Annotated in this window: 9 protein-coding genes and 3 pseudogenes; 3 read left to right on the top strand and 9 right to left on the bottom strand. The window is 69.7% G+C overall.

Annotation, left to right across the window (positions count from 1 at the left end):
* The 5 genes and pseudogenes from AC1DWT_RS45505 to AC1DWT_RS45485 all read right to left on the bottom strand — a co-directional run.
* Positions 1–254: pseudogene (locus AC1DWT_RS45505) on the bottom strand (RNA degradosome polyphosphate kinase); the annotation flags it as partial.
* A 47-nt stretch (positions 255–301) separates the two neighbouring features.
* The gene (locus AC1DWT_RS45500; RefSeq protein ID WP_477925782.1) at positions 302–505 is read right to left on the bottom strand and encodes a hypothetical protein; all 204 of its coding nucleotides are present in this window, start codon (positions 503–505) and stop codon (positions 302–304) included.
* A 329-nt stretch (positions 506–834) separates the two neighbouring features.
* On the bottom strand, positions 835–1,749 hold the full coding sequence (locus AC1DWT_RS45495) for a universal stress protein (RefSeq protein ID WP_095863891.1): 915 nt from the start codon (positions 1,747–1,749) through the stop codon (positions 835–837).
* Between the two features lie 158 nt (positions 1,750–1,907).
* Positions 1,908–5,765 (bottom strand): Pls/PosA family non-ribosomal peptide synthetase, encoded by a 3,858-nt coding sequence (locus AC1DWT_RS45490; RefSeq protein WP_206012478.1) that lies wholly within the window; start codon positions 5,763–5,765, stop codon positions 1,908–1,910.
* A 124-nt stretch (positions 5,766–5,889) separates the two neighbouring features.
* A complete protein-coding gene (locus tag AC1DWT_RS45485) occupies positions 5,890–6,354 on the bottom strand; it encodes a MarR family winged helix-turn-helix transcriptional regulator (protein WP_206012477.1) in 465 nt (154 codons plus the stop codon).
* 187 nt (positions 6,355–6,541) lie between these two features.
* Here AC1DWT_RS45485 and AC1DWT_RS45480 point away from each other — a divergent pair, with 187 nt between their 5' ends.
* Positions 6,542–7,513 (top strand): CHAD domain-containing protein, encoded by a 972-nt coding sequence (locus AC1DWT_RS45480; RefSeq protein ID WP_206012476.1) that lies wholly within the window; start codon positions 6,542–6,544, stop codon positions 7,511–7,513.
* A 318-nt stretch (positions 7,514–7,831) separates the two neighbouring features.
* Here AC1DWT_RS45480 and AC1DWT_RS45475 read toward each other — a convergent pair whose 3' ends face one another.
* A complete protein-coding gene (locus tag AC1DWT_RS45475; protein ID WP_206012475.1) occupies positions 7,832–8,212 on the bottom strand; it encodes a hypothetical protein in 381 nt (126 codons plus the stop codon).
* 383 nt (positions 8,213–8,595) lie between these two features.
* Positions 8,596–9,264, bottom strand: coding sequence for a TetR/AcrR family transcriptional regulator (locus AC1DWT_RS45470; protein WP_095863896.1), 669 nt, complete (start codon positions 9,262–9,264; stop codon positions 8,596–8,598).
* A 177-nt stretch (positions 9,265–9,441) separates the two neighbouring features.
* Here AC1DWT_RS45470 and AC1DWT_RS45465 point away from each other — a divergent pair, with 177 nt between their 5' ends.
* Positions 9,442–10,413: an NAD-dependent epimerase/dehydratase family protein gene (locus AC1DWT_RS45465; protein WP_206012474.1), complete on the top strand. Its 972-nt coding sequence runs from the start codon at positions 9,442–9,444 to the stop codon at positions 10,411–10,413.
* Between the two features lie 68 nt (positions 10,414–10,481).
* On the opposite strand, the pseudogene AC1DWT_RS45460 reads toward AC1DWT_RS45465, so the two are convergent.
* A pseudogene (locus tag AC1DWT_RS45460) lies at positions 10,482–10,541 on the bottom strand (hypothetical protein); the annotation flags it as partial.
* Between the two features lie 125 nt (positions 10,542–10,666).
* Entirely contained in the window at positions 10,667–11,158 is a 492-nt protein-coding gene (locus AC1DWT_RS45455) for a SixA phosphatase family protein (protein ID WP_378690079.1), read from the bottom strand.
* 450 nt (positions 11,159–11,608) lie between these two features.
* Between AC1DWT_RS45455 and AC1DWT_RS45450 the strand changes: the two are divergent.
* Positions 11,609–11,867, top strand: a pseudogene (locus tag AC1DWT_RS45450) (hypothetical protein); the annotation flags it as partial.

The following is an 11,867-nucleotide window of genomic DNA, read 5'->3' as shown; positions in this document are numbered from 1 at the left end:
TTGGCGCGCTCGAGCAGCGGCAGCGACGTGTCCTCGGCGAGTGCGAGCACCCGTGAATTGAAATCGAGCCAACTGAGTTCACGGTTCAAGTAGCGATTTTCGGGGAGCCCGTCGGCGAGCGCACTCGGCACTGCGCTGGTCGCGGCTGGCGGCGCCCCGGGAATGGTCGGCGGTGGCGCGAGGACGCGACCGTCGCGTCCACCGGTCTCCACATTGATGTCGGTGTTCTGATCGGGTGCGTCGCCGTTGCTCACTCCTCGATCATCCACCCTCCGCCCACATCCGTCCTGTAGAAGAATCGTCATACCAAACCGTCGATCCGGGGGTGAGACCGTATGTCGCCGAGTGCCCGCGAGCGGAAAAGGTGCCCTGTCGGCTGCCCGGTCCGTTGGCAAGGCGCCTGGATCAATTCGACGGCGATCACGAGATGCTTGCCGGGTTGTTCGACGGTAATCAACTCGCGGAGCAGGTCGAGGAACAGTTCGAGAACACTGACCGTCGTCACCGAGGTGGTCCTGATCCCGAACATCGCGTTCGTCACCGAACCTCTGCGGGGCCACGATCTGGGGGTGTGGGGATCCCGGCCGAGTCGGCGCCGTGGGCGCCGGGCAGGTTTTCCCGGCCTTGTTGCCGGCGACCGGCAGGATCGCCTTCAGTTCGGGGTCGACCGCGAACAACACCTGCAGCTCCGAGCGGCCACTCGACCCCGGACTGAGTTCCTTCATGTTCATGTGACCTGATGCCTTCACCGTATCGACCAGAGGCCGGCAGAGCTGCGGTCCGCGAGTAACTCGAGTGCGGCAATCACCTGCTCGTACGACGACTGATCCAGTGCTAACAGCCACTCCTCACATTCGAGTGGTGTCGTGCGCGGTGGATCATGATCGGGCACGGGCTGTGGTGCAGGAGATGGTGGCTCACCGATCCGAGGATTGCGCCGGCGAGACGACCGTGGCCGTGGCTGCCGACGACAATCAGTTGCGCGTCGGTGGCCCGATCGAGGATCAACCGGGCCGGAGTCGTCGGCTCGACCACCTCGGTGACAGCGACGCCGGGGTACCGCTCCCTTACCTCGGCGAGGTGTGTGGCCAGCACATCATGTTCGGATTCCTCGAGGGCATCCCGGTCCACCAGGAATGGGATGGTCACGTTCCCGGCCGCGTGCCGGGGCGACCACGCATGGACGGCGACCACGGGTGCCCCGAACAGGTGCGCGAACTCGAAGGCAGCGAACACGGCGGCGGCGCTGGAATCACTGTCATCGATGCCGACGACGACCGGCCGCCGATCCGGGAACATCTCGGACTGTTGGCGGCACACCGTGATCGGGCAGGTGCCATGCCTGGCGAGTGCGATGGCGGTCGATCCCGCCGTCAGTGCCCCCACACCCGGTGGGCTGCCGGCACCGAGCACGATCATCCCCGCGGTCGCACCTGCTGCCGCCAGCGCCGGAGCGGTCGGGCCGGGCACCAGGTCGGAGTGCACGTCGAGTTCGGGGAATCGGAGGCGCACTTCGGTGGACGCTTCATCGAGAACCTTTTCACCGGCCTTGCGGTGTTGAGCGATGGCGGGCCCCTGCCCCATGACCGCGACATCGGTCATCAGGTAGAGGGCCTCCGGGAGGGTGTGCACGACCCGCAGCGGTGTCCCGGTGCGGGAGGCGAGTGCCGCTGCCCATGCAGCAGCTCTACGGGCGGCCGGTGATCCGTCGACACCGACCACCACCCCTCGACTTGCCGGTGTGTTCATGTCGAGTCCTTTGGTAGGAACACGATTGGTAGGAACACACGATGCCGACCCCGCCGACCCACGTCGCCGAGCGGCTCCGAGCTGTCCGTGTACACGAACGTCGTTACCCAGCGCAGGAGCTCGCCTGGGGTGGTTGACTCCTGCCGTACGTGGGTCGGTCAGGTCGCGGGTGCGATGGGGTTGCCCTGCCAGCGGGTGGACGGTGGGACGGTGTCGCCGCGCATTACCAGTGAGGCGGGGCCGACGGTGGCGCCGTCGCCGAGGGAGGCGGCGGGAAGGGCGACGCAGTGCGGTCCGAGGGTGGCGCCCGCGCCGAGGGTGACGGTGTCCAGGCTCATGATGCGGTCGTGGAACAGGTGGGTCTGCACGACGCTGCCCCGGTTGACGGTGGCGCCGTCGCCGAGGTGCACCAGATCGGCCTCGGGGAGCCAATAGGTTTCGCACCACACGCCGCGTCCGAGGTGGGAGCCCATGGCCCGCAGCCAGGTGTTCAGTGCGGCGGTGCCGGTGGCTGCCCGTGCGAACCAGGGTGCGGCGACCGTCTCGACGAAGGCGTCGCAGACTTCGTTGCGCCACACGAACGAGCTCCACAGCGGATGCTCGATCGCCTCGATGCGTCCGACGAGGACCCACTTCGCGGCCACCGACACCGCGGCGGCTACCGCACCGGCGAGGATGAGGACGACACTGCCGAGCGCGGCCGCGGCGAGGTAGCCGAAGGTACCGGCCAACGCCTCGAGCCCGAACAGCACGCCGAGCCCGATTCCGAAGCTGATCACGACCGGGATCAACCGGCATGTCTCGACGGCGGCGCGGGCGATCTTGAGCCGCAGCGGCGGCGCGAAGGTGCGGGCGGCGTCCGTCTCGTTCGCGGCCCGCCGCAGTCGCACCGGCGGGCTGCCCAGCCAGGACGAGCCGGGCTTCGACTTGTTCGGCGCGGCGGACAGCACCGCGACCAGACCGTTCTTCGGTACCCGGCGTCCGGGCCCGGTCATGCCGGAGTTGCCGAGGAAGGCGCGTTTGCCGACCTTGGCCCGCTCGATCCGCAGCCACCCGCCGCCGAGTTCGTAGGCGGCGATCATGGTGTCGTCCGCGAGGAATGCGCCGTCGGCGACGGTGGTGAACTTCGGCACGAGCAGGACGGTGGAGGCCTCGACGTTCTTCCCGATCTTCGCGCCCAGCAGGCGCAGCCAGCCGGGGGTCAGCATGCTCGCATAGAGCGGGAACAGGAAGGTGCGGGCGGCGTCCATCAGACGCTCGGTGGCCCAGACCTGCCACCCGATGCGGCTGCGCACCGGGTGATATCCCTCGCGCAGGCCGATGCCGAGCAACCGGACGGCGAGGACGGTCAGGGCGGCGAACACGATGAGTGCGAGCAGGGTGGCGGCGGGAAGCATTGGCAGCGCCGCGGCGGCGGCGGCACCGACGGTTTCGGCGCCGCGGATCCACCAGCCGAGCAACGCCAACCCGCAGCCCAGTGCGATCAGCGGCATCGCGGACAGCGCCAGCGAGGTGAGTCCGTAGACCGGCACCCATCGGGTCGCGGGCTCGGGACGCTGCGCCGGCCACCGGTGGCGGGCCTTGCCGACCTTGGCGGCGGGTGATCCGGCCCAGCGCTGACCGGCCTTGACCTTGCCGAGCACCGCGGACCCGGGGGCGATCTCGGCGTCGCGCCCGATCGTGGCCCCGGGAAACAGTGTCGACCGGGCGCCGACCGTCGCGCGTTCGCCGATACTGATCGACCCGACGCGCAGGACGTCGCCGTCGAGCCAATAACCGGACAGGTCGGTCTCCGGTTCGACGGAACAGCCGTCACCGAGTTCGAGCATCCCGGTGACCGGGGGCAGGGTGTGCAGGTCGATGCCGCGGCCGATCTTCGCGCCCAGCGCGCGGGCGTAGTAGATCATCCACGGTGCACCGGACAGGTTCGCGGCGCCGCTGGCCTCGACAAGGCGTTCGGCCAGCCACAGTCGCAGATGCACCGAGCCGCCACGGGGGTAGGTGCCCGGTGTGAGCGTCCGCAGCAGGATGCGGGCTCCGAGCACGGAAATGGTCATTCGGCCGAGCGGGGTGATGAACAGCAGGAACATCGCCGCCACCGCCGGCCAGGGCAGCGTCGGTGCCCAGGGGAGGTCGACGAACCGTGCCGCGATGTTGTTCGCGAGCGCCAACCAGGTGACCCACTGCAGTCCGGTCAGGGTGCTCAGTGGCACGGACAGTGCGAGCTGCGCCCACTGGGCGCGGCGCGATGTGGGGGTGACTGTGCGCGCTTCGACCACTGACGCAGGGGCCAGGTCGTCGAGGAACTCGGCCAGCGATCCCAGCCGCGGGTGGTCGTACAGCTGGGCGACGGTGACCTCGGGGAACCGTTCCCGCAGGGCACTGACCAGTTGGGCGGCGCTGAGCGAGCCCCCGCCGATCGCGAAGAAGTCGTCGTCGGGCCCACCCACCCGCGCGCCGAGAATCCGGGCCCACAACTCGGCGACCCAGGCCGCGGTGCCCTCCAGCTCCGCCGCGGCGGCCTCGTGCGGGCCGGTACCCGGCAGCGGCCAGGGCAGTGCATTCCGATCCACCTTGCCGGAGGTGCGGGTGGGCAGCTCGTCGAGCACGGCCAGGCGGGGCACCAGTGCGGCCGGAAGCTGTCCGGCCAGCAGGGCCCTGGCCTCGTCAACATCGAAGTCCTTCGGTGCGGCGAGGTATCCGACGAGCAGCGCGCTGCCCGAGGCGGTGGTGCGGACTGCGGCAGCGGCCCCGGCGACCCCGGGCAACGACTGCAGCGCCGCGTCCACCTCGCCGAGCTCGATGCGCCTGCCACCGATCTTGACCTGGTCGTCGGCGCGGCCCTGGAACAGCAGCCCGGCGCGGTCCAGCCGCACCAGGTCGCCGCTGCGGTACGCGCGGTCCCAGCCCAGGGTCGGCATCGGCGCGTACTTCTCCGCGTCCTTGGCGGGGTCGAGGTAGCGAGCCAGCCCGACCCCGCCGATCACCAGCTCACCGACCTCACCCTCGGCGACCGGGTGGCCGTCGGCGTCGACGACGGCCAGGTCCCAGCCGTCGAGGGGCAGTCCGATCCGGACCGGTCCGGTCCCGGTCAACGGCGCGGCGCAGGCAACGACGGTGGCCTCGGTGGGACCGTAGGTGTTCCACACCTCCCGGCCCGGCACCGCCAGGCGCGCGGCCAGTTCGGGTGGGCAGGCCTCGCCGCCGAAGATCAACAGCCGCACCGATTCCAGCGCCTCCGCGGGCCACAACGCCGCCAGCGTGGGCACGGTGGAGACCACGCTGATCTCGCGGGAGATCAGCCACGGACCGAGATCCATGCCGCTGCGCACCAGCGACCGCGGCGCCGGGACCAGGCAGGCCCCGTGCCGCCACGCCAGCCACATCTCCTCACAGGAGGCATCGAAGGCCACCGAGAGACCGGCGAGGACCCGGTCGCCGGGGCCGAGCGGGGCGCCCTGCAGGAACAGGCGGGCCTCCGCGTCGACGAAGGCGGCGGCGTTGCGGTGTGAGACGGCGACCCCCTTCGGGGTGCCGGTGGAGCCGGAGGTGAAGATGATCCAGGCGTCGTCATCCGGCGTCGGGACACACACCTCGGCCGGCACCGACGCCAAGGCCTGGGCGCCTTCCGCGGTGACGATCGTCTTGACCCGCGCCTGACCGAACACCAACTCGGCCCGCTCGTCCGGGTCGTCGGCGTCCACTGGGACGTACGCGGCGCCCGCGGCCAGCGTGGACAGGATCGCCAGATACAGCTCCCGCGAACCCGAGGGCATCCGGATGCCCACCCGGTCGCCGGCCCGCACCCCGCGGCCCGCCAGCCGGCGCGCACCCTCGCGTACCTGCACGATCAACTCCGCATACGTCACGGTGGCATCGCCGTCGTCGATCGCGGGCGCGTCCGGGTACCGACGGGCGGTCGCCTCGAGGATGTCGAGCAGGGTGCGGGGCGGGGCCGCGAGATCACCGCGGGTGAATTCGGCGGGAAGGAGCCGTTCTCTGAGTGAGACGGACATGGAGAACCGTTGTTCCTCTCTGGGGTGGGCACGCCGGGGTCTGAGGTGGGCAGGCCGGGGCCAGGAACCCGAGATCGATGAGCGACAGTGGCGCGGGCGACGGAGGTCGCGTCGGCGTCAGGCGTCAGGCGCCGATGTCGGCGAGTTCCTTCGGATGGCCCAGGGCGCGCAGCGCGAGCCGATGCAGGGTCCGGCGTTCCTTCACCGTGAGATCGGCGAACACTGTGTCGGTGGCGCCGTCGACCAATTCTTCGGTCCGCGCCACCGTCTGCTCGCCGTCCTCGGTCAGCGAGAGCAGCTGCTTTCGCCGGTCCTTGGCGTGTTTTCTTCGCACCACGAAGCCTCGTTTCTCCAGGCCGTCGACCAGGCGCACCATGTCGCTGCGGTCGACGGCGAGAACGTCGCACACCTGACGTTGGGTGAGTTCACCCTCCTGCTTCAGGCACGCAAGGATCCAATGCATTCGAAGGGATAACCCCTCATCGGCCAGCGCAGAATCGAGCTGCACACGCCCCACCCGATGGAGGTCGGCAACGACGAATGCTGCGCTGCGCAGCAACGCGTCGGGAGGGGTGGTCGATTTGGGCACGCCGACCACCGTAGCACTTTGCGGGGGATGCAGATGATGGGTGACACCCGCAATCGTCGGCGTGTCGCCGCAGGTAACGGTCTTGACCAGCGGTGATATCGAAGATTATTGGTCGACTCACACCCACGCGCTCGGCGTGGTGGGACAGTGGAGTCATGGGGTTCGCCGACCACCGAGGAGGGCTCCGATGAGCACCACACAGGCCCCCGCCGTCGAGGAACGACGCAGTCGCAAGTCCAGCGAACCCGGAGACTTCCTCCGCCGGTACCTGCAGCGGGAGATCCACAATCTCGGCGTCGCCGACAGCGCCGTCCGGCGTGACGAGCCGGAGGCGATCCACGACATGCGCAAGGCGGCGCGACGCGCCCGCAGCGCCTTACAGGCATACGCCCCCGGGCTCGGACTCACCGAGGCAGCGCAGCCGCTCGTCCTGGACCTGCGATGGCTCGGCCGACGACTGAGTGAGGCGCGCGATGTCGAGGTTCAGTGGCAGCGAATCATCACCCGGATCACCGAGTCGGCGGCCCTACCCGGACAGGAATCCGTGTACGCCCGCGTGAACGAGTACTTCGCCGAACAGGCCCAGGTGGCTCGGAACTCGGCGCTCGGTGCACTCGATTCGGACCGCTATCGTGCGCTCCTCGATTCGCTGAACGGAATCGTCGACGAACTCGCCGCGAGATCCCGACCAGGCCCGTCGACGCACGCACCGGCCACAGGCGCAGCGACCGGGAACGCGACGGCGGCGGACCTCGTGCGGACGCTGAAACAACTGGCCACCAAGGTGTCCAAACGGGTCGACAAGGTGAGTGACAGCGGCTCGCGCACCGAGCGTGACGAGCGGATCCACCGCGCCCGCAAGGGCGCGAAGCGGATGCGCTACGCGATGGAGGTGATCCGCCCCCTCGCCCCGAAGAGGACGAAACGTGCACTGGGCCACTTCAACGACTTCCAGGACGTCCTCGGCGAATTTCAGGATTCGGCGGTGGCGCGGGAGCGGCTCCTCGGTATCCTCACCGCCCGCGATCACACCGCACAGTCGAGTTTCGGGCTCGGCATCCTCTATCAACAGGAACTGCGGATCGGCGACGAGCAGGCCGAACGCCTGGACGGTCAGTGGCGGGCGGCACGCAAGGCGGCACGCCCCCTCTGGCGATGACCGGCCGAGCAGGACGATGTGCTCCTTGGGGATTCGTCGACTGGCGCATTGACCGGAACGCGGTGAGTTCTGATATGCCGACTCGGGTGACGGGACTGTCGAACCGCGGTGTGGCGCCATCGGCTGCCACCCATTCGCAGGCGCCGGACCGTTTCGCTGTTGCGCCTGGGTCAGGATTGACGCTCGTGTGCGAGGTCGATGAGGCGATGTGCGAGCGTCGGGGCGAGCTGGAAGGTTCGGATGAGGTGAGCGGCGTCGTACCCGGATCTCGCCTCGGACCACGCCGCCCAGAGCTGCGGGATCTTATCGTCGGGTTGATCACGCAGCTCCGCGGGCAGTCGTTCTCGCAGGTCGTCGTACAAATCCTCCGCTGATGGTGGCGTCGGTGTGCGATGCGGCGGCAGTGGCGTCCACCGCCTGTGACCGGTCATGAGACCAGTCTTCTCTCCACCGGAAGGCGGGCGGGTCGGCTGGTCCCGACATCAGCCACGCCCAGTCCCCGACCAGCACGGCGGCGAGCCCGAGCAACCCGGCCAGCAGGATCCGGGTGCCGGTCTCGTGCGAGCCCCACAGGCCGGCCACCTGCATCGGCCAGGTGCGCCACGGGCGTGGCGCCCGGAGGGTGACCGGGACCTCGTCGAGCACCGCACCGACGCCGCGGATGCCCCGCGGCCGCTGGCCGACCAGGGTGACCGCCAACCGGCCGGGTCAATGCACGAACCGGCTAGTGACGGGGCGGCCAGATCCGCGGGTGAGGTGACATCGCACTGGGGCAGGAACCGCGCCAGTTGGTCCCCGATGGTGCGGTCGAATACGGAGTTCGTCGTCGGGCCCGACAAGGTGGCGCGCCTCGTGCCCGCGCTGCGCCAGCGACGAACACACCCGCCGAGCCACCGTGGTGTCCCCGAGCACGACGAAGGAATCTGCCGCCATGTGTTGCCCAAAAAGACGAAGCGACTGTTTTCGTGCGGGATTGTCGTCCGCGCGCGCCACCGATCTTGCGAGCAAGCGCATTTGACTCGGGCATCCTTCCGCGATCCGGCGGCTTTTGAATTCCCTCACGGGCGGGTTGGGTTCGGACGTCACGGGTGGGCGGTCGCCACCCACTGCTCGAATCGTGTCCGCAGGTCCGGTGCGGGGGTGGGGAGACCGGCGCCGGCGAACGCGCGGCGCACTGCCAGCTCGTACACCGCGGCCGGATCGTCGACCCAGACGAGGTGGTGATTGACCTCCAGGGTCGCGGCGCCGTGGAACGCCGTCCAGACGACGGCGAGCTCGTCGGCGGGTAGCTCGGCGGCGTCGAGGTCGGCCAGGGCGTCGACGATCGGTGCGAACACCGCGGTCTGTGCGGCGATGGTCGGGCCGCCGGGCGGGGCCTGGTAACCGGGCAGTTGGTCGGAGAAGATCAGGTTGAATTCGCTGCGATGTGTCAGGGCCCAGTTCCGGTATGCCAGGGTCCCGATCATCGCCCGGTCCGCCGGCGGTGCGTCGTCGAAGGCGGTGACCGCTTTCATGGTGGCCGCGGCCAGGTTTCGGTAGCTCCCGAGGAGCAGCAGGGTGAACACCTCGTCGAGGCTGCCGAAGTAGGTGTAGAGCGAGGCAGGTCCGAGTCCGACGGCGCGGGCGATCGCCCGCATGGATACCGCTCCGGGCCCACCCTGGGTGAGCTGGCGCCGCGCCTCGGCCTCGATCTCGGTCAGCAGTTCGCGGCGTTGCCGTTCCCGTCGGGTCTCCGGCTTCCCACTGGACATCGGTCCACACTACCCAGAATTCCGCCATCTTCCGAACATCGTTCGGGAACAGTACACTCGTCATGTCGAACACTGTTCGGAATTCGGTCGATAGTCGATAAGTGCTGTTGGCTCTGCCGTGCCGGTGATCGCAGAAGCCGGCCCTACTGCCCGCCCCCTCGAAGGAGTCACCAAAAAATGGCCACCACATCACACGTTGTGCTCGGTGCCGGTCCGGTCGGACGCGCCGTCATCTCCTCACTCACCGCGCGCGGGATCACCCCCACCGTGGTGACCCGCACCGGACAGGCGGTCCCCGGGGCGATCAGCCTGCGGGCCGACCTCGGCGACCCGAGCGCGGCCGCCGCCGCGACCGCCGGAGCCGAGGTGCTGTTCCAGTGCGCCCAACCCGCCTATCACCGCTGGCCGCAGGAGTTCCGGGCCTTGCAGAGTCGGGTGGTCGACGCCGCCGCCGAGGCCGGGGCGCTGCTGGTAGCGGCCGAGAACGTCTACGGCTACGGCCCAGTTTCTGGGCCGCTCACCGAGGTGCTCCCCCTGGCCGCGACCACTCGCAAGGGCCGGGTGCGGGCACAGATGTGGCGCGACCTCGCCGACGCACACCAGGCCGGGCGATTGCGCGTCGTGGCCGGGCGGGCATCGGACTTCTTCGGGCCCGGCGTCACTGCGTCCGCGGTCGGCGACCGCTTCTTCGGACCGCTCTGCCGCGGCGAGCGGGTGGACGTGGTGGGCGATCCCGACCGCCTCCACGCCTATACCTATGTCCCCGACTTCGGTGAGGCGCTGGTCCGGTTGAGCGAGACACCGGCGACCTGGGGGCACGCCTGGCACGTCCCGAACGCCACCACCGTCACCACCCGCGAGTTCGCCACCATCGCCGCGGGCCTCGCCGCCGCGGCACCGTTGCGGCTGCGCCCGGTCCGGGCCTGGCAATTGCGTCTGGTCGGGTCAATGGTGCCGGCGGTTCGCGAGATCGCCGAGATGCTCTACGAGTTCGACGAGGACCACGTCGTCGACCACACCGCGTACACCAGTGTGCTCGGTGACCACGCCACCCCGTTGGAGGACGCGGTGGCGGCCACCGTCGCGGAATACACCGCGCCCCGCCGCCACGACGAGCACGCCAACCGCCTCCTTCGTCGGCGCGCATGATGGGGCGCAGTCGTTCGGTCATTCTCCGGTGTCCACCTGGGCGGTTGGAGGACGGCGGCCCAGCCGTTGGCGACGTCTTCGACGTAGCGGTGGCCGAGACCTGCAGGAACGTGACGACGGGAATCCATTGCCCGCCACATGCTTGGGCGAGTGGCGGGTTCCGTGTGGCTGCCGGCGGCGCCGGATCCCAGCCGACTGCTGGCCGACCGGGTCCAGTGGCATGGCCGCGGTGGTCGGAGCCCGAATCGGCCGGTCAGGTTCGAGGGTTCGGCCCGACATAGCGGGGACCGCGGTCAGGGTGCACGATCCACAGACCACCCTTCGCGGTCTTCCCGGTCGGCAGAAAGCGCGCGGCACTGTGGGCGGTCGCGGCCGCAGCCAGTTGGTCGAACACCTCCCCGTGCGTGCACCAGAGAGTCCCGTCGTCGCACCGGCCGAGCGCGGAGAGCAGCGCACCGACCGGGGCGTCCCTGACCAGACGCGAATCGTCGACGATCGGCAGTCCACGCGCCACCGCCAGGGGTTGCAGGGTTTGCCGACAGCGCACGGTGGGACTCGAGAACAACGCGGACAGTGCGACATCGGCGAGGGCATCGACGAGATGAGCGGACTGCTGGTGGCCGAGGGGGCTGAGCGGGCGGACCACGTCCGGGCCCTGCCACGCCTTCTTGGCGACGGCGTCCGCGTGACGCACCAGCACGAACATGGTTGCCCTCCCGGGGACATCGGCGCGGCGTTGTGCCACCGCCGGACAGGATAGTGCCGACGGTCGTCGGGCAGCGAGCAGACGCCGACCGTCGAGATGCCTGGTTCAGGGTCGGCGCGCCCGGGCCGGTCGACCCTGCCGCGTCCGCGCCACCACCGTGGCTCCGGCGCTCACGCGGGAGAGGCGGGCGCGACACCCGCCTGCACTCCGCAACCGGGTCCTGACACCCTCTGGGTGGAGGCGATGTCTCTGCACCGGCACCTGGCGCACAAGGAGGACATCCTCGACGGCGTCTTCGCCGCCGACGATGGGGTCCGACTGGTAGGCGGCCACGCGGCGGCGAGAATCTCGGCGCGCGGAGTGCACGCACGTCATCGTTGGGCCACCGCTCTGTTGGAGTCGCGGGCCAATCCCCGCCCGGGACGTTGCGCCACCACGACGCGGTGTTGGTAGTCAGCAGCCCGCGGGTTTCTCCTGGAGCTCGCCTCGATGGCGGAGACGATCCTGGGCCGACTCCGGCCGGACGAGTACCCCCACCTCACCGAGTTCGTCGCGCAGCACGCCATACAACCCGGGTACGACTTCGGCGACGAGTACGAGTACCTGGCGACTTGGTCCTCGACGAACTCGAGCGGGCATGCGCATCCCCCGGACCCGGACCGCGATCCGCCGAGCGGTGGTAGCCACACCGCCGCCGACATCGTCGTCTGTCCAGGCGAGTCCACGCGGCTGCTGGCCCCAGATGAAC

The sequence above is a fragment of the Rhodococcus sp. P4_B6 genome (assembly GCF_056402215.1).
The sequence above is the reverse complement of the archived record's forward strand: the minus strand, read 5'-3'. Positions and strand labels throughout refer to the sequence as shown.